Source organism: Youngiibacter multivorans, from assembly GCF_017873395.1.
In the GTDB taxonomy this organism is placed as follows: Bacteria; Bacillota; Clostridia; order Clostridiales; family Clostridiaceae; genus Youngiibacter; species Youngiibacter multivorans.
Genome location: NZ_JAGGKC010000027.1, coordinates 1 through 24,346, shown reverse-complemented (window position 1 = coordinate 24,346; position 24,346 = coordinate 1). Strand labels below are relative to the sequence as shown.

Annotated in this window: 21 protein-coding genes; 4 read left to right on the top strand and 17 right to left on the bottom strand. The window is 38.6% G+C overall.

Translation table 11 applies throughout. From position 1 onward, the window contains the following. Positions 1-210 precede the first annotated feature (210 nt). Genes hsdR through J2Z34_RS13860 form a run of 3 tightly spaced genes read left to right on the top strand, consistent with a single transcriptional unit; the run spans position 211 to position 5,688 of the window. Positions 211-2,535, top strand: a complete 2,325-nt coding sequence (gene hsdR / locus J2Z34_RS13870; RefSeq protein ID WP_245250790.1) for an EcoAI/FtnUII family type I restriction enzme subunit R — start codon at positions 211-213, stop codon at positions 2,533-2,535. 5 nt (positions 2,536-2,540) lie between these two features. Then, positions 2,541-4,763, top strand: coding sequence for an N-6 DNA methylase (locus tag J2Z34_RS13865; RefSeq protein ID WP_209460463.1), 2,223 nt, complete (start codon positions 2,541-2,543; stop codon positions 4,761-4,763). Further along, entirely contained in the window at positions 4,717-5,688 is a 972-nt protein-coding gene (locus tag J2Z34_RS13860; RefSeq protein ID WP_245250777.1) for an abortive infection family protein, read from the top strand. Before J2Z34_RS13865 ends, J2Z34_RS13860 begins: the two co-directional genes overlap by 47 nt. 297 nt (positions 5,689-5,985) lie before the next feature. On the opposite strand, the gene J2Z34_RS17655 is transcribed toward J2Z34_RS13860, so the two are convergent. The 16 genes from J2Z34_RS17655 to J2Z34_RS13785 all read right to left on the bottom strand — a co-directional run bounded on the left by J2Z34_RS17655 (position 5,986) and on the right by J2Z34_RS13785 (position 22,767). Then, positions 5,986-6,405, bottom strand: coding sequence for an HNH endonuclease (locus J2Z34_RS17655; RefSeq protein WP_245250776.1), 420 nt, complete (start codon positions 6,403-6,405; stop codon positions 5,986-5,988). Positions 6,406-6,492: 87 nt separating this feature from the next. Next, positions 6,493-6,801 (bottom strand): SRA domain-containing endonuclease, encoded by a 309-nt coding sequence (locus J2Z34_RS17650; RefSeq protein WP_245250774.1) that lies wholly within the window; start codon positions 6,799-6,801, stop codon positions 6,493-6,495. Between the two features lie 81 nt (positions 6,802-6,882). Then, positions 6,883-7,593, bottom strand: a complete 711-nt coding sequence (locus tag J2Z34_RS13850) for a uracil-DNA glycosylase family protein (protein WP_209460461.1) — start codon at positions 7,591-7,593, stop codon at positions 6,883-6,885. A 213-nt stretch (positions 7,594-7,806) separates the two neighbouring features. Beyond that, positions 7,807-9,600, bottom strand: coding sequence for a hypothetical protein (locus J2Z34_RS13845; protein ID WP_209460460.1), 1,794 nt, complete (start codon positions 9,598-9,600; stop codon positions 7,807-7,809). A gap of 592 nt (positions 9,601-10,192) precedes the next feature. Next, complete coding sequence (locus tag J2Z34_RS13840) at positions 10,193-11,122, bottom strand: LysR family transcriptional regulator (protein WP_209460459.1); 930 nt, start codon at positions 11,120-11,122, stop codon at positions 10,193-10,195. 363 nt (positions 11,123-11,485) lie between these two features. Next, a complete protein-coding gene (locus J2Z34_RS13835; protein WP_209460458.1) occupies positions 11,486-13,084 on the bottom strand; it encodes an acyl CoA:acetate/3-ketoacid CoA transferase in 1,599 nt (532 codons plus the stop codon). A gap of 87 nt (positions 13,085-13,171) precedes the next feature. Beyond that, positions 13,172-13,630, bottom strand: coding sequence for a MaoC family dehydratase (locus J2Z34_RS13830; RefSeq protein WP_209460457.1), 459 nt, complete (start codon positions 13,628-13,630; stop codon positions 13,172-13,174). A 23-nt stretch (positions 13,631-13,653) separates the two neighbouring features. Next, complete coding sequence (locus J2Z34_RS13825; protein ID WP_209460456.1) at positions 13,654-14,667, bottom strand: electron transfer flavoprotein subunit alpha/FixB family protein; 1,014 nt, start codon at positions 14,665-14,667, stop codon at positions 13,654-13,656. 21 nt (positions 14,668-14,688) lie between these two features. Continuing rightward, the gene (locus J2Z34_RS13820; protein WP_209460455.1) at positions 14,689-15,477 is read right to left on the bottom strand and encodes an electron transfer flavoprotein subunit beta/FixA family protein; all 789 of its coding nucleotides are present in this window, start codon (positions 15,475-15,477) and stop codon (positions 14,689-14,691) included. Between the two features lie 11 nt (positions 15,478-15,488). Continuing rightward, complete coding sequence (locus J2Z34_RS13815) at positions 15,489-16,634, bottom strand: acyl-CoA dehydrogenase family protein (RefSeq protein ID WP_209460498.1); 1,146 nt, start codon at positions 16,632-16,634, stop codon at positions 15,489-15,491. A gap of 6 nt (positions 16,635-16,640) precedes the next feature. Then, a complete protein-coding gene (locus J2Z34_RS13810) occupies positions 16,641-17,033 on the bottom strand; it encodes an enoyl-CoA hydratase/isomerase family protein (RefSeq protein ID WP_209460454.1) in 393 nt (130 codons plus the stop codon). 104 nt (positions 17,034-17,137) lie between these two features. Continuing rightward, positions 17,138-17,773: a YczE/YyaS/YitT family protein gene (locus tag J2Z34_RS13805; RefSeq protein ID WP_209460453.1), complete on the bottom strand. Its 636-nt coding sequence runs from the start codon at positions 17,771-17,773 to the stop codon at positions 17,138-17,140. A 429-nt stretch (positions 17,774-18,202) separates the two neighbouring features. Continuing rightward, positions 18,203-18,946 (bottom strand): 3-oxoacyl-ACP reductase FabG, encoded by a 744-nt coding sequence (fabG, locus tag J2Z34_RS13800; protein ID WP_209460452.1) that lies wholly within the window; start codon positions 18,944-18,946, stop codon positions 18,203-18,205. Between the two features lie 48 nt (positions 18,947-18,994). Beyond that, complete coding sequence (locus J2Z34_RS13795; protein WP_209460451.1) at positions 18,995-20,218, bottom strand: thiolase family protein; 1,224 nt, start codon at positions 20,216-20,218, stop codon at positions 18,995-18,997. A gap of 423 nt (positions 20,219-20,641) precedes the next feature. After that, complete coding sequence (locus tag J2Z34_RS13790) at positions 20,642-21,910, bottom strand: L-lactate MFS transporter (RefSeq protein WP_209460450.1); 1,269 nt, start codon at positions 21,908-21,910, stop codon at positions 20,642-20,644. Positions 21,911-22,107: 197 nt separating this feature from the next. Next, positions 22,108-22,767 carry a flavin reductase family protein gene (locus tag J2Z34_RS13785; RefSeq protein ID WP_209460449.1) on the bottom strand — a complete coding sequence of 220 codons (660 nt, stop codon included), beginning with the start codon at positions 22,765-22,767 and terminating at the stop codon, positions 22,108-22,110. A gap of 349 nt (positions 22,768-23,116) precedes the next feature. Here J2Z34_RS13785 and J2Z34_RS17990 point away from each other — a divergent pair, with 349 nt between their 5' ends. Further along, entirely contained in the window at positions 23,117-23,539 is a 423-nt protein-coding gene (locus tag J2Z34_RS17990) for a recombinase family protein (RefSeq protein ID WP_425348050.1), read from the top strand. On the opposite strand, the gene J2Z34_RS13775 is transcribed toward J2Z34_RS17990, so the two are convergent. After that, the gene (locus tag J2Z34_RS13775; RefSeq protein ID WP_209460447.1) at positions 23,479-23,922 is read right to left on the bottom strand and encodes a hypothetical protein; all 444 of its coding nucleotides are present in this window, start codon (positions 23,920-23,922) and stop codon (positions 23,479-23,481) included. The two genes, J2Z34_RS17990 and J2Z34_RS13775, sit on opposite strands and share 61 nt — an antisense overlap. Positions 23,923-24,346 lie beyond the last annotated feature (424 nt).

The following is a 24,346-nucleotide window of genomic DNA, read 5'->3' as shown; positions in this document are numbered from 1 at the left end:
CATTGAATTCAAGAATTTTTTGTAATATCTAAGCTATACACATACTCCGTGTGGACACATAACATGACTATAAAACCCAATCTAACAATCTATGGATAATTCTTAACTGTCGGATTCATTGATTGAATAAACTGTATTGAATAAACGAGAGTATCATAAACTGTACGTCATATCGGAAAGGAGCGATTGTTCGTGATTAACAAAAAGCTGATGACCGAGGAAGATATAAAGCTTCGCTTCATCACTCCTGCGATTACTATGAAATGGAACATTGACCATATTACTATGGAAACCAAAATTACGGATGGTAAGATCAACCTCAAGGGCAATTTTGTATTCCGGGAGAAACCTAAAAAAGCTGACTACATACTTTATGTAAATGAGAACAATCCAATTGCTATTGTTGAGGCAAAAGACAATAATCACTCCGTATCCTTTGGAATGCAGCAAGCCATGACATATGCACAGATGCTTGATGTGCCTTTTGCTTATAGTTCAAACGGCGATGCTTTTTTTGAACACGATTTTCTGACTGGTTTTGAAAGACAGATCCCTCTAACCGAGTTTCCATCTTTAGAAGAGTTAATGGTCCGATATCAAGCGGCCAAAGTACTATCTGACCAAGGAAAGCAAATCATCGGTCAGCCATACTATACAAGTCAGAATACATATGCACCTCGGTATTATCAGCGTAATGCTATCAACCGTACAGTTGATGCGATTGCTAGGCGACAACAACGCCTTCTGCTCGTAATGGCTACTGGTACTGGCAAAACTTATACAGCATTTCAAATTGTCTACCGTTTGCTGAAAAGCGGAATGAAGAAAAAGGTACTGTATCTTGCTGACCGCAATATTCTTGTTGATCAGTCCATTCAACAAGATTTCGCTCCACTTGAAAAGACTATTCATAAAATCAATTTTGCCAAAGATGACCCTATTACCATTACTTCTCATGAAGTATATTTCTCACTATATCAGCAGTTGACCGACCGTGAAGATGAAGAGGTAGAAGACAATGAAGACGAAACAGTCAGCCGTCTTGCTACCCTGTTCCAGCGGGACTTCTTTGACCTCATTATTGTGGATGAGTGTCATCGGGGATCAGCAAAAAAGGACAGTAATTGGCGAAGGATTCTTGATTATTTCAACTCAGCTACAAAAATCGGTATGACTGCTACACCAAAAGAAACGAAATATATCTCCAATATTGATTATTTTGGCGAACCGATATATACTTACAGTCTTCGTGAAGGTATTGAAGACGGGTTCCTTGCTCCATTTCGCGTCATTAATATTCACACAAATATTGGTGAGGGCTGGCGTCCATTCAAAGGCCAGCTTGATAAGAATGGCCAGGAAATTGAAGATCGAATTTATACAAACAGCGACTTTGACTATAAAATCGTAATTGATGGCAGGACACACGAAGTAGCACGGGAAATCACTAAATACCTTAAAAGCACGGATAGAATGCAGAAGACGATTGTTTTTTGTGCCAACGAAGATCACGCCGAGCGGATGAGAATTTCTCTGATAAATCTCAACTCCGATATGGTTAAACAGAATCCGGATTATGTTGTTCGCATAACTGGAAGCGATGTATATGGCAAAAGTAAAATTGATTACTTCATTTCTGTTTCTGCTAATTATCCTGTGATTGCAACTACCTCGAAGCTTCTCTCCACTGGTGCAGACTGCAAGATGACCAAATTGATTGTTCTAGACCAGATGATAGGCTCAATGACTGAATTCAAGCAGATTATTGGTCGCGGCACGCGACTCCGTGAGAAGGAGGGTAAAACGCACTTTACAGTAATGGATTTCCGAAACGTCACATGTCTTTTTGCAGATCCTGAATGGGACGGTCCTATTGAGCAGGACGATAAATTCGACAAGGGAGGACCAAATCCAGTGACACCGGGTTCTGTTACTCCTCCCAGCCCCGGTCCAGAAAAAAATGAGAAACCTATCGTTGATGAATACGGCTGTACAGTCATAGTGATAGGAAAAACCGTTTCGATATATGACTCCAACGGCAAATTGCTCAGACAGGAAAGCATTATTGATTACACCAAGTCCAACATTCTAGGATCATACGCCTCTTTAGACAATTTTATTAGTAAGTGGTCCTCTGAAGATAAGAAGGAGAGCATTAAGAATTTACTCCTAGAGCGTGGTATTGATCTTGAGAGCCTGAAGGTAGAACAGAATATGGTTGATGTTGACGATTTTGATTTCATTTGTCATGTTGCATTTGGGCAAAAACCACTGACACGTCGTGAAAGAGCAAATAATGTCAAGAAGAGAGATTTCTTGAGTAAATATAACGGTGTAGCTCGTGAGGTTCTGGAAGCTCTTCTTGACAAGTATATGAACACAGGTGTATATGAAATTGAAAAAACTGAGGTTTTGAAGCTTGATCCGTTCTTGAAGTTCGGTAAGCCTTCAAAGATAGCACAGTTTTTTGGAGGTAAAGACGGATATCTGCAAGCTATCAGAGAATTAGAAGAAGAACTTTATAAGGTAGGTTAATTACTATGAACAATTTAGGAAATTTTGTAAAAAGAATTCGCGATATAATGCGAAATGATGCAGGTATCAACGGTGACGCTCAAAGGATAGAGCAGATTGCGTGGATGCTCTTCTTAAAGGTGTATGACTCTAAAGAGAAAGACTGGGACATTGATGAGAAATACTATAAGTCAATAATCCCCGAGGATTGTCGTTGGCGAAATTGGGCTGTTGATGACAAAAGTGGGAAGGCAATGACCGGTGAAAGACTAATGAACTTTATCAATAACACACTGTTTCCCACTCTTAAAGGATTGACTATTACACCTGAGACACCTATCAAGAAATCCATTGTCAGGACTACGTTTGAAGATGCAAATAACTACATGAAAGATGGAGTTTTACTCCGTCAAGTTATTAACATAATCGATGAATTGGATTTGAGTGATTATGAGGAAAGCCATGCCTTCGGTGATATCTATGAGTCAATCCTGCGTGAATTGCAGAGTGCAGGTTCTGCTGGTGAGTTTTATACACCTCGTGCCGTTACGGATTTCATGGCAAAAATGATACAGCCCCAAATCGGTGAACGGATGGCAGATTTTGCCTGCGGAACCGGTGGCTTTATTACGAGCTGGCTCAAGGAACTTGCCCCATCAATAAAGACAACTGAAGATCAGATCGAATATGATAAATCGATTTTTGGAATAGAAAAAAAGCAGTTTCCGTATATGCTTTGTATCACAAATATTCTTCTCCATGGTCTTGATATCCCCAAAATCTTTCATGACAATTCTCTTCTAAGGGATGTATTAGACTATACGGAAGACGATCAATTTGACGTCATCCTAATGAATCCTCCGTATGGTGGCAACGAAAAAGCAGATATTAAAAAGCATTTCCCCTCAGATCTTGCTAGCAGCGAAACAGCAGATCTTTTCATGTCCGTAATAATGTATCGACTGAAGAAGTGCGGCCGTGCTGCTGTTATCATACCTGATGGCTTTTTATCGGGTACTGACAACATAAAAAAAGCTATAAAAAGAAAACTTCTCGGTGAATATAACCTACATACAGTTATTCGAATGCCACATAGTGTTTTTTCACCGTATACAGATATTACTACCAATATTCTCTTTTTTGATCGAACACATCCTACTAAAGGCATATGGTATTATCGTTTAGATATACCTAATGAATATAAACACTTCTCAAAAACAAAACCAATGACAAAAGCACATTTTTGTCCAGTAATCGAATGGTGGAATAATCGAGAAGAGATAAAGGACAGCAAGGAGGACGCTAGTTTAACGGATACATGGAAGTCATTATTTGTTCCAGTTGATGATGTTGTTTTAAATAACTATGATCTTAATTATTGTCAGTATCCATATAAAGAAAGAATTATCCTATCACCTGATGAAACACTATCTAATTATGTAACTAGACGGGAAGAACTTGAAAGCCAAATTGATATTGCTACAAATGCTTTTCATGAATACCTATCAGGTAATAATAGTATCCAACTGAGTAACATTAACGAAATTGCGCTTGAACTCGGACAGCTCAATTCAGAATTCCCATTAGAGATGAAAAATTCACTTCTTCAAGCAGCTGTGAAGGGGCAACTTGTCGAACAAATAATGACTGATGTCCCACCTAAACTAGAAGGTATTGATGAATCAATAATTGAACCACCCTTTTCAGTTCCTGATTCTTGGAAGTGGGCTAATTTGTCTAAATTATGCACTTATTTACAAAGAGGGAAATCACCCAAATATTCTTCCATTGAAAAGATCCCGGTAGTCTCACAAAAGTGTATTCAGTGGGACGGATTCCATCATGAGAGGGCTCAATTCATTGATCCTAATACACTTTCAACCTATTCAGAAGAGCGCTTTTTACGTGATGAAGATTTATTAATCAACTCGACTGGACTAGGAACGCTTGGTCGTGCTGCACTCTACCCAGCTGAACACAACCAATATGAGTTAGCAGTAGCTGATAGTCACGTCACCGTAATAAGACTTAAGCAAAATCTAATATTACCTCGCTTTTTATACGCTTATTGGGCGAGTCCCAGCATACAATTTGTAATTGAGAGTCAATCTTCTGGAACAACCAAACAAAAGGAATTAGGCCTTAAAACTCTGAAAGATTATTTAGTTCCTGTTCCACCTATTGCAGAGCAAAGGCGAATTGTTGAAAAGCTACAAAATCTGCTGCCACTTTGTGAAAAATCGAAGTGAGGTGTTAAAATTGTCTCAGCAAAGTAATATGTTCGAGTTACTTAGAAATAAAAGCATTCTGTCGATACTTGATGGGGACATAGCATTTGGACAAATTGATAGCACTGATTCAAATGGAGACATAGGAAACTCTATGCCCTATTTGAGCGGCCCGGTTCTATGCGATATATCCAATAGATTTGGATTACCTGTTACATACGGCTGGAATGGAGGAGCACAGAGTAGATGGGTATATCTTGACAATTTACTTTCGTACTGTATTGAGAATCATCGAGAATCAGAATTATTGAATTTTTTATTCTCAAAAGGACAGTTTGTCGAAAAACTAAAAGGACATACCCCCGAAGTAATAGAATCATCATACACTCAGATCATTGAAACAGTCATAAAACAAATCAACGGTATCTTATATTTTGGTGGTAATGAATTAGTAAAGGTTGGAGAAAATTTTGGAATAAATATGATTGGTTCAACTGTTGAAGTTACTGCACCAGCTATTAGAATGATTGACCGCAATTATATTGTAAAATTGTCCGAACGAGCAATGCAGGATGTAATGGACGGTAATTATGATAGCGCCATTACAAAATCTAGAACTTTACTAGAAGAGGTATTTTGTTACGTTATTGAAAAAAAAGATGAAGCCCCATCCGAAAGTGGCGATATTGGCAAATTGTATAGTCAAGTCAAGCAGTTACACAATATGCACCAAGATAGTGACATCGACAAAAGAATAAATAGGCTACTTTCTGGCCTCGAAAAAGTTCTTTCTGCTATCGCTGAAATGCGAAATAAAGGAAGCGATTCTCATGGTGTTGGAGCCAAACGCATAAATATCGCAGAACATCATGCTCGTTTGTTTGTGAATTCGGCTATGACGATGGCAGACTTTATTTTGGCTGTAGGAAATCGAAGCATAGAATAATCACTCTACCTGCTAAATAGGAATTCTATTAGTCTAAACTTTATTTTATTAGCATAATAGTTACTAATTAATTTGCAACAATTGCCTTAATACAGCAGCGAGTTCATCTACAAAGGATTCTCTGCTGTATCAAAGTCTTTTTTAGAAAATCCCTAACATCAATATGGTCCATACGACAAAAGCCTCTGAAATCACGAGCTTTCAATGAATCAATTTGTGCTTTCAAATATGATGGAGATGTTTGAGTTAAATCACCCACAATCATTACTGACTCTATTTGTATTCGTTATTGATTCATTATTTTCCAGCCATTATTAATTTTTCCTTATCGCTAATTAGATTCAAAACATGCATCTTCCTGTGACAGTTCGGACATAACGCAACCGTGTTCTCGATAGTATCGCTACCTCCATTTGAGATCCATTCAATATGATGACACTCCAAATATGGAACCCCTGCACTGGTTGAGAATGGAGCTTTATGGCCACACAACTGACACACTCCGTTGGCTTTACGTTTGGCATATTCTGCAACGTAAGCATCCCTGATATAAGCATTACTCATGACTTTGCGGCTGCTGACAATTTCGCTCTCATTTTTCTCAGCAATTCTCTTTAAGTCCTTCAAAGATAGCTTTTGTGCAATCTTCTCTTTTATTCTTATGTTTTCCTCAAGGATTTCCTCAGGTATTGGTTCTGATTCATTGTTAAGTTTCAAGGGAAACATCCAGACATATCTTGGAATTCCATCATCACCGTTTTGGACTTCTTTATATAGCTCTCCTTCAAGAGTAACTCTGCCCTTTTAGATATATTGTGTCGGAATTAGAACCTCAAAAAGGTGCACTTCAATTCCAGTTGTTCTTGAAATTACAAGAGTCTTATTCTGCATAAAATCCAAGCTCTGGTCTCCAGATTTCCCCATGCCAGTGTAATTCAAAATATCTCCGGTCCATTTATCATCGTAAAGACTCTTCATGTGATCACTAATAAGAACTAAGGAGTTTTTCGCATTAGATTTTCGCATCCCACCCATGTTTCCACATTGAAATTCAGAGACTATTTCGTTATTAGTTACTATTTGTCCAATTTCAAATTTACAAAAACTGCTCATCTTAGTTCCTCCAAACAAGGCTACATAATTGACAGAACATAAGGCTCTATGGTCAATTTGGACACCTTTTACTGGTGCTCATTATTTGAGTGCATCCTTTAGCATTTCTATTTCTGCTTCATTACCCGAATATTTACCCCTTTCATTTTCGTATATTCTTCTTTTCACATTCTGATTTCTCATTGATGGATGCTCTAAAGAAACACATACATAACTGTGTCCGTCTGTTATTACATCTCTTTTCAATCCATTATTAGCTCTACTTAATGCTTTGCCTTTTGACCACTCCTCAACTAGTTGCTCGGAGAGAAGAGCTAGGTTAATTGAAGCAGGTTTGCCTAGTGTAATAATAAATTTCGGATTTACTGTACTGATCTGAGTCTTTAAGAACTCGAGGTTCCGTTTAACAAATTCCTTATCTTTAGAACCAGGAAACACACCAGTCATTTTATCCGTATCACGAAGACCCATATATACATTGCTGAAGAAACATCTATTGAGATCCAAGTCAGCTTCACTAAAAAGCTTTCTCATCACTCTCCATGTTGGCGAGTTAATCTCACTCTGCCCATTTTCAAGCATTTTGTTGTAATAGTTGACTGTGGAAAAATCATGGCCAAGCACCAGGACATCTGGAAAAACGTCTGAGTTATCTTCCAACCATAATCCCTTGCCCCCAGGAAAGAATGCTGTCACATTAAGCATTTCACTAACTGGCTTAACTTGATTTGGGTATGGTTCAACTGTACTGATTTGGTCGTATAATAACTCTGGTAGTTGATTCCTATTCATAGGTAACCTCGATAGTTTATGTAATCGCTCTATTAAAGAATACCATTAGAATTTATTTTGCACCTTGTTAAATTCACAAACTTTGAAACAAATCATCTTACAATAAAGCTTCTGAATATTCAGAAGCTTTATTGTAAATTATTAGAATATAAATATCGATTTGTTTTCTTCGCATTTCCTTCCTTAGAGTTTGTTATAAATCAATTTTCTAATTTAGGAAGTAATTTTCATAACTTTTATAAAACTATCATTATTGTCTCTATATATAGCATAAAAACTTCCATTTAAATATTTTATGAACACTTTATAATCTTTAACTATGATATTGTCATGATTTATTATTGAACCATTATAATCAACTTGGAGATTAATTGTTGAAGAAATTCCCCCAGCAACACTATTGCTATCAACATCAGCTAATGACGTAACATGATAAATTGGGATTATGCTTTGATTTGATATCTGAATTACAGATTCTGCTATTGAAATGGCCGCTCTCCGAATTTCGTAGTTGTACCCATACAAAATCCCAATATCGTTCCCTGTTGATGTAAGATCTTTTAAATCGAGTCCAATTTCACCTGAAACACGAATCCATTTGACCAAGGAGCCAGAACCAAGGTTCGATGTAAGTAGTAATTCATTTGTTACAGAATATCCGGATATCCACTCGTATTGATGTGTAACAATGTAGTAGTTGTCATTCGAGTCAATAGCAATTAGGGAACCTCTTCCATATTCCTTACTCCATGAGGCTCCTCCATATGTTCCTTCATGATACAAGTCGGAATACTTTATTAAGTTAATGAAAGAGCCGCTTGTATTAGTTGAATACATAATATAGCGTTTAAAACTTGTTGTCCTGTACGTTCCAGACGTAAAAGTAAATGTGATATGTGATTTATTATTACTATCAACAGCAATATCTGGACTACTACATTTTCCCTCAGTATTATCATATACTATAGTTTCATCCCAATAAGAACCATTAAATAACTTATGAACAACTTTACCTTCGTATGTATATACTATATGTGGTGAGTTTAAATTATCAATTTCCAATTTTGCTTCGCTGACATTATTAGCGATAAGTTTTTCAGGACCCCAAATACCATTCTTACTAATTTGTTTGTAATAGACCCCATTATCTATATCAGTTTTTTTGTACAAAACTCCAAACAAATCATCGCCACCATCAACATCTAGCAAATATCCATTTGCAGGTAAATAAATCGAACTATATGTTATTGTTATTACCTTATTGTCAGCAGTCATAGTTCCTTCAACAGACGCAAGACTTGGCAAACAATCATCAATTACTGGTGATGGAATATTATATACATCGTTAATAAATATACTTTTATTAATCGATGGCGCAGCTACAGCCCCATTCTCATACTCATAATTTATTGTCAATGTAAATTCATCGATTGCATTTACTCTAAAGTTTAAGTCTTTACCAGAGTATATATTCCAGCCTGAATTAGGATATGGATAGCCACTCCATGTGAGATAGTTTCCACCACTATAAGTACCGTTTCGATTTGAATATTGTACTGCTACTTTATTACTACTCGACGCTCCAACTAATACAAGTACATATTCACTCCCACTGTCCAATTGTTTTTTTCCAGAAAAATTGAATTCAGTCATATCGCTTAAATTGGGAATTGCATCTGCTATTCCTTTTAATGACCCATTTAAAATAGTCACAGGCTCACTTACATCAATCAATAAATATGGAAATCCATTTTTCATAGACCATACTTCAACTCTTACGTCAAAAGTTTTCTTATCATCCTTAGCCATTATGTTTAACTGTATACTATTTAGTAGAGCACTATTAGTAGTTGTAAATGTCTGTCCGGTTGCAGTTCTAACAACGACAGTTTGCTTTCCAGAACTATATTCAATAGGGTATAAGGTAGCTGCATTAGCAATTATCGAAATGTTCAGACTCATCAAAATTAGAAGTGCCATCCAACACCTTCTGAACTTGAATTTCATATAATACATCTCCTTTATAATATTGAAAATCTTTACTGAAATCTAATACTATAAAAACCCAATAGAATTTCCTACTTAGTTATCAATATTCAAAATAAAATCACTTAACTTACACAAATATATCATGTAATAATTTTACTTTATTTTGTAAGAAAATTCAATCTTTAGCACCTCCAAATATTTGTTTTTCTTGTACTATAAAGTTTTATACAATGTGTCTTTGTGGATTATTAACTTATTATCAACTCTAGACTATATTAGTTTATATTTCGCGTAAAAGTATGCCCCCCTATGCAAAAAGCACTAAAATCGAGGTTTTCACCCAATTTTAGTGCCATTTTGATTATTTTTCGATTTCATCCAAATCCCCAAACACCTTGGCGCTCAAGGCTTTACCCTCTCTATCAATACAACTGTCTCAACATGTGTTTTGGCAATAAGAAGATACTAATCCGCATAATTGGCTTACGCGTAAAAGTATCCCCCATTCCATATTTCTGATTGAAACATAAGTGAAAACTGAATAAATATTTATTAAGTTTATATTGAATATAACAACTATTTTTAGTATTAAACATTTTAATTCAATATATTAGTTATTATCTCGAAAAACTGAACATAGGTACTTAATAAACTCTGCTAGTTCCGAAGATACACGTTCTTTCAAATAGTAAGCAACTAATGTAATTTCATATGGACAATTCGATATTTTCCGAATTTTAATTTTGGTGGATTGATAATCTGGATGTGCTACCAATAGTGCTACAGCCTTGTTATTTTCAACCATATCTAGTGCCAGCTTTCCGGTAGGATCTTCTACATAAATTGCATTACACTTAAATCCTGATTTCAAACAAGCATTCTCTACAGCAATCCTTCTTTCAGTATCGATTCCACAATATTCATGCTTCATAAAAACGAATTTCCTATCATTAAGACTCTCATAAGTAATTTCTTTCGCATACGCCAGACTGTCTTTAGTACTTAAAGCTATTAGTGGAATTTTCTTTTGAATTTCAATCACTTCAAAATTGTCATTTGGATAGTCTATGAATATTTTTTTCTTATCAATATTACCCATAACCAAAGTTATGCCAAGATCGATATTCCCAGAAATCATGCGTCTAATAATTTCAGCATCATCAACTATACCAATTTTAGCTTCAATATTAGGGTGATCCAAAATATAATTCATAAAAGCCTTCTCAACCCCAACCGCTCCAATAAAATAGGAGCAGGCAGTATTGAGGGTAAGCCTTTTTTTATCTGAAGATATATAATTTATTATATGATCATGCTCAAGCTTAATGCGTTTAAAAAAAGGTAATATTTCTTCACCAACTTGTGTGAGAGCAACTTTTTGGCGTCCATTACGTTCAAATAACATAACTCCGAGTTCCTTTTCTACGCTCATTATTCTCTTTGAGATCGCAGAAGCAGAGAAAGACATATCTTCTGCTGCAAAAGCAAAATTCAGATATCGTGCAACATTTAGTACGGATTCAACATCAATATTATCCAAACTCAAACCTCCTATAATACTCTAATATTTGCATTTATTAATATATAATATTTCTAGCACTAAAATTCTATACACCTAATATATTCATTATTGAAAATTTAAGTATAAAACTAAGACAATAAATTTGACCCCTGATCATACTTAACTGTATTGATAACATTCTATATAATAGTTGATGTTATTAATGTACACTAAGTTCTTAAATAATTCAAATAGGTTGCTAGTACTAATATTAAAGTTTCTGTACGCTTTAGTTATTCACAATATTGGAATTGAATTAATAAAAGCAGAAAAAGTGATGATGATTTACTAATAAGAAGTAACCGCTACCATCACTTTTTTGATTTTATAATTAATACCTAATCATTTGTTTCTGTAGATAATATCTCTTAACCCACCCCATTTTTCATAGAATATGTCATTGTCCATTATTTTAAGCTTTTCTGAAATTTCAGGCGTAAATTCCATCTGATCGATGATATCTTTTTGAACGTCTATACCCGGAGCGATTTCAGTAAGTGTTAGTTTTCCATTAATAAGTTCAAATACAGCTCTTTCAGTAACATAAAGTACTGGCTGATTGTTCTTTGTTGATACTGCTGCTGAGAAGGATATTTGCTCAATATTCTTTTTAAACTTCTTGTTTTTCCCTTCACTCAATATGAGAAGCTTCCCATCTTTTATTTCTTCATTAAGTCCTCCTGCAGTGAATGTGCCACAAAAAACAACCTTCTTAGCATTCTGTGTGATATTTACAAACCCGCCTACTCCAACAGGTTTGCCACCAAGTTTGCTTACATTTACATTGCCAGAATAATCTGACTCACCAAGTCCAAGAAATGTTACATCAATTCCGCCGCCATCATAGAAGTCAAACTGTTGAGAATGCTCAATTATTGCTTCAGAATTATATGCACTCCCGAAGTCAAATGCACCCTGGCCAGCAATTCCACCTATTACCCCAGCTTCAGTTCCCATGTAAATATCACCGCTTACACCCTCCTCATTTGCTACAGTTGGAACCCCATCAGGAATTCCAACTCCTACATTAACTACAGCATTCTGAATCAGTTCCATCGATGCCCTTCTAGCGATTATTTTCCTTTCATTTAGTGGCATCTTTGGAATTGAGTTAAGAGGAATTTTCATGTCCCCAGATAGAGCAGGATTAAAAATCGTTGTTGCGTTCTGGCGGTGATTTTCAGGTTTAGCAAGGACAACATAATCTACCATAAGTCCCGGCACTTTAACCTTTTTAGGATGCAATGTAGCTGCTTTTACTATTGATCTTACCTCTGCTATTACAATTCCACCACATGATTTTGCAGCAGTCGCAACAGCGAGAGGATCAGTATGCATTGCTTCATCTTCAGTTGATACATTGCCATTTTCATCTGCATATGTACCTCTTATTACTGCAACGTCAATTTTGGGAAGCTTATACATCATATATTCTTCGTCGTTTATATTTATGAGTTCAATTAGATCCTCTGTTGTTTTATCATTAACTTTCCCACCCTCATTTCTTGGATCAATAAAAGTCCCAAGTCCTGCCTTTGTAATCAGCGCAGGTTTTCTTGCTGCTATGTATCTTGGTATATTGGCAAGAACTCCTTGTGGCATGTTATATGCTTCAATCTTATTCTTTACAATGAGATTTTGAAGAGCTGGTCCTCCTGATCCGAAATGTCCTGTAATAATTCTCTTGAGAAGTCCTTCGTGCGCCAGATGTGCCACTCCACTTTGTCCAAAGTCTCCACTCGCAGCTGCATTGAAGTATGTTATTCCAACCGGCTTTCCTGTTTCAATGAAGCTCTTCTCAAGAGTCATAGCGAATTCTTCAGGAAATCCATGCATCCCAAATGCAGCTGTGATAATTGTATCATTATCTTTAACCATTTTTACTGCTTCTTCTTGGCTTATCACTTTCATCTCACCATCAACTCCTATCCGTTTGTTCATTATGATATGTCTCTATTTTGGTAACCATTGCAGCTTTCTTGCATACAGTTCCATGCTGTCATAAAATTCTCTCATACTCATTACTCCCTACTCTCTACACTTTATGAGTATTACATTGTTGCTTTCAGTCACAATTTCACCTCTTTGATTTATGAGGTATGTATCTGCATTAACTGTACCTTTGCCACCCTTGCTGCTAAGTTTTGCTCCGACGATCTTTATCAGTGTGCTGACTGTGTCACCAATGAAAAGTGGAGATTTATATTTATTTGTATCCTCTGCCTTCGCAATCGTGGTGCCCTCGAAAATTCCAAGCTGGTTCATCTGCCCGTTCATTATCGCCACTCCCAGCAGGCCATGAGCTATCCTTTTCTTGAATGGCCCTTCAGCTGCAGTAACATCATCGATGTGGATTGGGTTGAAGTCTCCTGTAAGGCAAGCGAAGTTTATTACATCTCCATCTGTTACGGTCCTTCTTGTTGTTGCGAACTCCTGACCTACTTCAAAGTCTTCAAAAAATAGCCCTTTTGATTTGTACTCAATCATTTCTTTCCCTCCATTTAATTTGTTTATTTATTATTATTAAGATTTTCTATTAATTCTGGAACGACTTCCTTGTAGTCACCGACTATAGAATAGTTTGCTATCTTGAATATCGGAGCCTCAGGGTCCTTGTTTATTGCTATGATTACATCAGAATCCTTCATTCCTGCAAGGTGCTGGATTGCGCCTGATATTCCACATGCAATGTATATGACAGGCTTTACGGTCTTTCCTGTCTGGCCTACCTGGTGGCTCTTCTCGATCCATCCGCTGTCAACGGCAGCCCTTGATGCACCGATCTCTCCTCCGAGTCTCTCTGCAAGAGGCTTGAGTATCTCAAAGCCCTCAGGACCTCCCATGGCTCGTCCGCCAGATACTATCACATGAGCCTCTTCAATGAGCACGCCCTTCTTCTTCGCCTTTACGATCTCCCTTACCTTGACCCTGACATCCGCTGCGGAAATATTAGGTGTTATCCTTATGACTTCCCCTGTCCTTCCTTCAACCGGGTCAAGTGGATCCATTACTCCAGGCCTTACTGTGGACATCTGCGGCCTGAACTCAGTATTTATTATAGTAGCCATCAGGTTGCCTCCGAAGGCAGGTCTAGTCTGAAGCAGTGTCCTTGTTTCAGCTTCAATATCCAGATGGGTGCAGTCTGCAGTCAGTCCTGTGGATACTCTGGAAGCTATCCTTGGTGCAAGGTCTCTTCCTATGTTTGTCGCTCCGATGAGCATGATTTCAGGCTTCAGCTTATCAATCATCTCGCTGATGACCTTTGTATGCCCATCTGTAGTGTAGTGCTCAAGGAGGTCATCCTCGACAACGTATACCTTGTCCGCTCCGTATTCGAAAAGCTTGCCTGTGAGTCCTGGTACGTTCTTTCCTACTAGTACCGCACATACCTCCACTCCTAGCTTTTCAGCAAGTCTCTTTCCTTCACCTACAAGTTCAAGGGCTATCTTCTGCAGCTCGCCTTCCCTTTGCTCTGCATAGACCCACACATTTTTAAATTCATCTTTATTTCCGATAAGTTTCATCTGTTTCTCCTTTCGTGAAGACTAAATTATATGGTTCAGCTTAAGCTGCCTGATCAGTTCTTTTGCAGCATCCTTTGGATTGCCCTCAATCCTTGTTCCTTTGACGATAAGTTCCGGGGTGAATGTCTTTTTTACATTCGTTGGTGATGCCTTAAGTCCTGCCATATCCAGTTCAATCTTCAGTTCGGCATTTGTGATCTGCTTGATTCCAGCCTCATGGAAGCCCTTGTGGATCGCCCTCATGTTCATGAGCCTCGGCTCGTTGAGTTCCTTGATCGCCGTAAGCATTATCGGAGTGGTAGCCTCAAGGACTTCATAACCGTTCTCAAGGTTTCTCTCAACCACAAGCTTGTTGCCTTCGATTTCAACCTTCTGCACGTATGTGATCTGAGGTATTCCAAGCTTCTCCGCTATCTGAGGTCCTACCTGTGCGGTATCTCCGTCGATAGCCTGCCTGCCTGCGAATATGATGTCGAACTCTCCAAGGTACTTTATTGCTTCAGCTATTACATTGGATGTAGCCCATGTGTCCGAGCCTCCGAAGGCCCTGTCGGTTATTAGGTATGCATCGTCAGCTCCCATTCCCATGCACTCGTACAGGACAAGCTCTGCAGATGGTGGCCCCATGGATACTACTGTGATCTTCGTGTCTGGATATTTGTCCTTGATCCTTAACGCCTCTTCTATTGCATTTGCATCATCAGGATTAAGTATGCTTGGAACGCCTTCTCTTATAAGCGTTCCCTTGACTGGATCTATCTTGACTTCTGTTGTATCTGGTACCTGCTTTACGCAGACGAGTATCTTCATTGTGTTCCCTCCTACTTTCTCTTAAGGACGTGTCCTGCGATTACTATCTTCTGGATTTCTGTGGTTCCTTCATAGATTTCCAGGATCTTCGCATCCCTGTAAAGCCTCTCAACAACATAATCCTTCGTGTAGCCGTAACCGCCATGTATCTGCACAGCCTTGTCAGCTACAAAGTTAGCGACCTCTGAAGCGAAATACTTTGCCATTGCAGCTTCGTGGGAATGAGGCTCTCCAGCCGCCTTCTTGGCAGCAGCATCATAGGTAAGGAGCCTTGCAGCCGCAAGCTTCGTCTCCATCTCAGCAAGCATGAAGGATATACCCTGGTTCTTGGATATCGGCTTACCGAACTGTGCCCTGTCCTTTGAGTACTTGACAGCCTCGTCCAGAGCCCTCTGCGCAAGTCCTACTGAGCTTGCTGCGACAGTTATCCTGCCGCCGTCCAGAGCCTGCATCGATATCTGGAAGCCCTGACCCAGCTTTCCAAGAAGGTTATCCTTAGGAATCCTTACATTCTGGAAAACGAGCTCCCCTGTATGTGATCCCCTGATACCCATCTTGTTTTCAAAGTTAGGTATGGTGAACCCTGGAGTTGGGTATTCAACAAGAAACGCTGATATGCCATGTGTTCCCTTTGACTTGTCGGTCGATGCCATGACTATGTAGAGGTCAGCTATTCCTGCGCTTGAGATGAATATCTTGTTTCCGTTGATTACCCACTCATCCCCGTCAAGCACTGCAGTGGTCTGTACGCCGGCCGCATCAGATCCAGCACCAGGCTCAGTAAGGGCGAAGCCCATAATCATGCCCTCGTTGCAGACCTTTGTAAGATACTTCTCCTTCTGCTGTTCGCTACCGAACTTAGCCAGAGGTCCAGCGGAAAGTGAGCAGTTGCCGCTGATTATCATGCTTGTTGCCACATCGTACTTGGATACTTCCTCAACTATCATTGCATATGTCAGGTAGTCAGTATCGAATCCGCCGTACTTCTTTGGGAATATGCATCCAAGGAAGCCTGTGTCCTTCAGCAGCTGTACAAGTTCATCAGGATATTCACCTGTCTCATCAATTTCTGCAGCAAGCGGTTCTACCTCTCGCAAGCTGAAGTCCTTGGCAAGCTTAACTATTATCTCTTGCTCTTTAGTCAATTTCATACCTATTTCTCCTTATCTCCTATAATTTGGTTTTCTCTTTTCAAAAAATGCCTGTATGCCTTCCAGCTGGTCCCGGGATTCGAAGTTAGGTGCAGAATAATCACTTTCCAATGTTATCCCGTCCTCAAGGTCCATATCGACGCCCTTCTCAACAAGCATCTTGATCTTTGCAATCGCATTAGGTGAATTCCTAACCATCATCTCAGCAAGTTCCAACGCCTTGCCCATCAGCTCATCCATAGGATATACGTGGTTCACCAGTCCCATTTCCAAAGCTTCCTGAGCCTTCACCCTTTTTCCTGTGAAGAGCATCTCCTTGGCATTTGACTTGCCGACTGTCCTTGGAAGCCTTATGTCAGCACAAAGTGCGAATTCCAGGCCGCCACCGAAGCAGAATCCATTCACAGCTGCTATGGTCGATAGATCAAGCAGCTCAGTTCTCTAAAAAATACTTGCTGTGTTATCATTACTTCAATTGTTATCGTATAAACATTGACATTATTTAGTTATTAAATATACAATGCAGTAATCATATCTTTATAATTTCTAGATATTATTCCTATCAATCTCCCTATAGAAAGGGCTAATATTAAGGTACCTTCTCTCAATCCTTGTATACTTCCAAGAAAAACAAGCGATAGGATAGCCGAAATGGAAACACAGATAATATCAAAGGTTGATTTTACTTGTGAGAATTCCAAACTCCAATGGTCGGCAATCGCCTTTACAAGGCCATCAGGAGCAATCATTACTATATCCGTTAGCACAACAGTGTACACTCCTAATGCTATTATGACTAAACTTGCAAAAAGCATTAGAACCCTAAATATATAAACTTCTGTTATAAAGGCTCTTGTGATAAAGAGACTCAAATCAGTAAATTTTCCAAATACGAATGAGAAGACAACTTGAAGGAAATGTTTGAGCTTAAAATCTTTCTTAAGTATAAAAAGCTGAAGTAACACGCAGAATGAGTAGAATGCAGTCGTCGTGTTACCTACAGAAATGCCAATTATACGGCTCAGCACAAATGAAACTGAGCTAACAGGTGATATTCCTAATCCTGACCTGATTGATAATGCAATTCCGAAAGATAAGACCAAAAGGCCGATTATAAAAACAAAAAATCTCTTTGTGGTTAACATTAATTAATTACTCCTTTTGGTAGATTACAATCCATTTAGTACTTACAATACTTATAATGAAAGTTATTACGACTGGACTAAAGTGAGCCCAGAAAATAGTAATCCATTACTTGAAAAATCGAAATCATGATAACAAGGTTTTCGCTATCCTCTCCGCGTAGTTGTAGACATATGAAAACTACACGAGAGTAATACATTATATTCAACTATTTAATTTTGAATTATGAAAAACACCACAGTGCTGCTTGGGAGCTCTAGCAAGGATTTATTCCATGTCATAGATTTCAAATGACACGATTTACATGCTTTTGAGTAACTAAGCCATTGACTATAAAACACCTTCCCTAGAATTCTCCCTAAGCTTCACTTTCAATAGGATTCCTTCATAATAATTGACAATTCTTCGTCTGCAACATTCTAATGTCTGATTTAGTTAACGTATGCTCCGCCATTGATGTTGAGCGTGACTCCGTTTACGAATCCAGCTTCATCAGATGCAAGGTATACTACGGCAGCAGCGATCTCCTCAGGCTCTCCCATTCTTCCGACCGGAATAGCTGCAAGAAGAGTCTTCTTGATGTCCTCTGGTATGGTCTTTGTCATTTCTGTGTTCATGAATCCAGGTGCTATTGCATTTGCTGTGACATTCTTTTTGCCAAGCTCTATCGCCCAGGTCCTAGTCAATCCGATTATTCCTGCCTTTGATGCAGAATAGTTCGTCTGTCCGAAGTTTCCAGCAACTCCCGCAAGTGAACTCAGGCTGATGATCCTTCCCCACTTCTGCTCTACCATGTAGTTGCTCATGATCTGAGTGCAGAGGAAAACAGATTTAAGGTTTACGTTGATTACTGCATCCCATGCCGCGTCAGTGAGTTTCTTAAGTGATGAGTCCTTTGTGATTCCTGCGTTGTTGACAAGTATATCGATCTTCCCGTACTTGGCAATAATCGCCGATGCAAGTGCCTCAACCGATTCCCTGCTTGTAACGTCGCATTTTACCGCCAGTGCATCTCCGCCATTTGCTATTATTTCGTTTGCTGTACTAATGCATCCCTCCTCATTTACGTCTGTTACTACAACCTTGGCCCCTTCTTTAGCAAGCCTCTCGACTATCGCTTTCCCCAATCCTCTTGCTGAACCAGTGACTACTGCAACTTTTCCTTCTAATCTCATTTCATATCCTCCTATTATTTGCTTTCTACTTTATCTTACTGCTTGCTGCTATGCCTTCGGATTCTTCAGAAGAACCGCTATGCCCATTCCGCCGCCAATGCATGCGCTGGTTATCGCATACTTCTTGTTCTTCTCGATGAGCTCATACATTGCTGTGATTACAAGCCTTGTGCCTGTAGCTCCCAGTGGATGTCCGAGTGCTATGGCTCCACCGTTAGGGTTGATCCTTTCATAAAGCGGGCTGTCAAGGTACATGTCGAGTTCCTTCATGCATCCGAGCATCTGTCCTGCAAATGCCTCGTTGATCTCATATACATCGATGTCTTCTTTTTTAAGCCCAGTCTTCTCAAGGAGCTTCCTTATGGAGTAGACCGGTCCGAGTCCCATTACGCTTGGGTCAAGTGCAACTACTGCAAAGTCCACTACTTCAACCAAAGCCTCAAGTCCAAGCGCATCAGCCTTCTCCTGGCTCATCATGACAACTGCGGCACCTGCATCATTTAGTCCTGATGCATTTCCGGCTGTTACAGTCCCTTCCTTCTCGAATGCAGGCTTGAGCTTCGCAAGTCCTTCCATGTTTGTAGCCGGCTTTGGATGCTCATCCTTGTCTATTACTGTTACTGCACCCTTTCTTCCAGCAATCTCTACAGGAACTATCTCCCTGTCGAATCTTCCTCTTTCCATGGCCGCTTTTGCCTTCATCTGGCTGTCGAATGCAAACTTGTCCGCATCCTCTCTTGGTATGGAGTGACGCCTTACCACGTTCTCAGCGGTGTTTCCCATGTGCATCCTCGGATACTGAGGTGCAGGCTGAGCATTGTAGTGGTATGTGCTGTTGGCATCGTTAAGTACCGAGTTTCCCATCTTAAGGCCTTCATATCTTGCCTCGAGCGGAAGATAGAAAGGAGCCCTTGAAAGGCTTTCTGCACCGCCTGCTACAACAACATCTGCATTTCCTGTCTGTATAAGCATCAGGCCGTTCGCAACTGACTGCATTCCTGATCCGCATATCCTGTTGACTGAGCTTCCTGGTGCTGACAGAAGTCCTGCAAGCAGAGCTGCATCTCTTCCGATATTCGGTGATTCACCTGATGACTCAACGTGACCTATTACAACTTCATCCACAAGCTCGGGATTCAGGTCATTGGATCGCTTGAGTGCCTCCGTTATGGCCTTAGCTGCAAGCTGCTGCACAGGAACTGTCTTGAGCCCGCCCATGAACGCTCCTACTGCAGTTCTTGCTCCACTTGTTATAACTACCTTCTTTTCCATTACTACCTCCGTTTAAGTATGTTTTAGTATCTCTAAATAATTAATAGATTTGCTTTGTATATTTATAGCTAGTTTTCTTGTATCTATTTTTCGTATATAAAAGGGACATTAAAATATAATGTCCCAATATAAAAAAGAGATTTAATAAATCAATACAAACTGATGTTTATTGTGACCACGAGATTACTCATTTTCACTTAGGAAATCTTGATATTAAACAGAATCGTTCGATTAATATTAAATATAACAAAGCAATATCAGGCTCGAGAAACAACATCATAAATTCTGTTTATAGCACACTTATAGTAGGAGACATCAGATTCAGTATTTATAAGTGTGCAAATAACTTATCAATCACGTTTGATGCTTTAGTAAGCTTATCCACATTGTGTGATAGCTTCGCAGAATAGTATACCAGAGTTATTAATTTACAGTTTCAACTTGTACTTTCGTATTAGCCTGGCTTCTCTTTTTTAATATATTAAGTGCCAAAGATGTCAACAGTATTCCAAGAATGCTCAATCCTCCTGCTATAGCAAAAGCCATTCCATAATCGCCATTATTCAAGACTTTTACTCTTGCAGCTAACAAAGGCCCAATTATTGAAGCGGGAGCAAACGCTGTAAACATTATTCCCCAGTTCATACCCATATTTTTCATTCCGAACATATCACCAGTAACTGATGGATAAACACCGAAGAATCCACCATAACTAGATCCGATCAGCATTAAGCATGCTAAGAATCCAGCGAATGTGCTTGCTATTGTTGCAAGAACTCCCAAACCTAAGGCAAACATAACAAGCATGACTTGAAGAGCTCTGAATCTACCTAACTTGTCAGAGGCCCAACCCCAGAATACACGTCCTAATGTATTTGACAGTCCCAAAATACTAACTGAAATAGCAGCAATTGCAGGAGTCAGCCCAAATATTTCTTGACCTATCGCTGAAGCATGCCCAATAATCATCAATCCAGCTATTCCAGCAATTAGTAGCATCACCCAAGCAATATAGAAAAGCGGTTCTTTTAACATATCTTTCCAAGTAAGTTCTACACCACTAACCAATGAAGATTTTTTCTTATTTGCTGCCACTGCGGGTGGTGTCCAACCTTCCGGCCTGTATCCAGTTGGTGCAGCTTTTATGAAAAGTGATGCGATGAGAATTACTACTATAAAGACAATGCCGAGTATCCTAAATGTATAAAGCGGACCACTCTGTTGAATTATTTTTGCAGCAATAGGAGCAATTATGACTGAACTTAATCCTAATCCCGCAGAAATTAATCCTCCCGCTAAACCTCGTTTATCAGGAAAGAATTTTGCTGTGTTTACTGCAGTACACGAGTACACTGCTCCATTGCAAATTCCTCCGATAAGACCGTATGAAATATATAGGAATTCTATTGATGTAGCAAAACTTGAAATAATATAACCCAGACCAAACATAACTCCAGCAATTCTAAATATTAGTCGGGGGCCATGCTTATCCTGAATTTTCCCTGCAATAAGCATTGATATAGGCATTGATACATTAACAATACTGAAAACTAAAGCAGCTTGACTTGGGGAAGCACTAAATACTCCTGCTATTGGCTTGGAAAAAACGCTCCATGCGTATGCCGCACCTATACACAAATTAGCGCATACACCAGCAATTAAGACGGACCACCGATTAATTTTATTTTCCATCTGATTCACTCCTCACATATTATGAAAACTTCCAAAATTTTGTTTTCTTCTGTGCTGTCTTTACACTTAAAATCTGCCATTTAAAGATTTTGCTGGTTAAATCTCACATCGCCTCATCATGTAAGTTCATGTAAGTAATCCATATTATAGCGCCATCATTATGGCGCTATAATATCCGAAATACCTAATTAATCTGTTTATTTCTGTTTCGCGCCTTGTAGTCCGACAAGTAGCTCTTTATTTGCATTAGGTATAACCATTTCAAAGCTATCCGTAACTGATGTATAATTCCAATAGCCAAGTCTAGCCAAAGGCCTAATTTTAACTATGTCAATTTGCCCATTCTCTCCAATAACTTCATCTTTTATGTGAATCATAACAACTTTACCAATAATGACATCACAAGTTCCTTGTGCACCTGCTCCCGGCAATCTCAAAGTTTGATGATGGATACACTCTAGCTGTATAGGACTTTCTTCAACTCTATACGGTTTCACCTTAATGGAGGGTGCCTTTGTAACACCTGCTTCTATGAATTCATCAACGCCAGGTGGAAACTGAGTAGCTGTACGGTTCAAAGCCTCCCGAAGTTCATATGTAGGCATATTTATAACAAACTCACCTGTTTGCTCAATATTATTACATGTGTCTTTGCGTACACCCTCTGTTGTCTGATTTATTGATAACATTACATATGGAGGATCGAAGGTCAAATTCATATACTGACTATAAGGGGCTAAATTTGATTTTCCATCCTTGCTCATAGTTGATACCCAAGCAATGGGCCTTGGAACCGATATGGATTTGAAGGGTCCCATTGGTAGTCCATGGTTGTCTAGTACTGGATCATAATTCATAATAAAACTCTCCTTTTTTATTGTTCTTCAATCACAAACTTTTTTATTGGTCTGTGTTGTTATTTATAATATTAGTATGAATTTTCTTCCAATTCAAATCCAATTTAATCGTTTTCATTCCAAATTGGAAATTAAATAATGTACTATATATGCCAAATAGAACGTTGAAGTGTAAAATTCGAATGTCATATTACACTTCCTCCACATTTCTATCCTTCTCTCCTAATCATCACATCTATTCTGACATAAATCCTTATCTTCATCCTTATTGTTCTCAGCCAGATGACTCAATAGAATTTCCTATTTGTCAAATCCCGCTCCTTTCTTCCAAATAGGACGTTGCTAAGATCTGATCAGGCACATATTTGATTTGTATTTGAAGGGTTATAGTATTTTAGCAATAACTAGAGAACTTAAATTACAGGGAATAAAATCCCCTACAGGTAAAGAGACATGGCCAAAAAGGTCAATTGAAACGATCCTTACGAATGAGAAGTATATTGGAAACTCATTGGTCGGGAAAACATATACTCATGACTACAAAGAAAAAATACGTTATGTCAACAATGGCAAGCACCCGAAATTTCAGCTTGCTAATACACATCCCCAAATAATTTCCAATGATCTATTCGAAAAAGCTCAACAAGAGAAAGAGCATCGAAGCAACATCCATCGAATAGATGTTGATAAAACTGCCCGCAAGTCTACTCATTACAGCATGATGCTCTCAGGAAACACCAGGTCATCTTCTGATAGCAGCAATCCATTATGAGCAACATAAAGCTGGACTGAATAAAATTCACAATAGACGAGTAAACAATAAGTGATAAGAAGAACCGAGTCCAAATTTCCTCCAGAATGCACTATAAGAATATCTAATTCTCTATTTTTAATTCTTCTTGATAATGCAGGAAAGACATGGTTGGTTCCCTCTTTATCTTCAGTCTCACGATAATCAATTGCTATTCCTGTTATCTCCCAATTTGTGTGGGCTGCAGCAAACCCTCTAAGATCTTTCCGTACCATTGCCCATGGACGTGTTCCCCTATTCGCGAGCGTATAACCCTCCACATGGATCTTTCCTGGAGTTCCCCTAGTTTGCTCCCCTTTACTTTCAAAAATTGCAGGTATTACAGTTACTCTAGACTGATTCATATCGAACACTCCCCCATTACTTTATTCAGGTATGGTCATATTCGCTCTATCAGCTGTTAATAGCAAGCATTTATATATATCACCACTGATATTATTCAGTTTTTCAAAGCACAATAAATAGCCATGAAAATTTAGCCTAACCATCTATATTTTAAAATAAGGATGCATAGTTCTAGCTATTATTCAATATATCTGTATATTTATTAATAATTGAAAACAAAAAAGCACCTGATCAGGTGCAGATGAATTAAAGAATAAGTGAGTAATATCAACGCATTTATGGTTTTGTCCGCAAAAACAATGATAGCCCTTGAAATTCAAGGACTATGCATTGTATCAATATTTGAGTACTAATATGTCTAATAACGCAGATTTTGATACAAATTTGAATATTAAATATATGCAATAATAAATTTTATTTTTA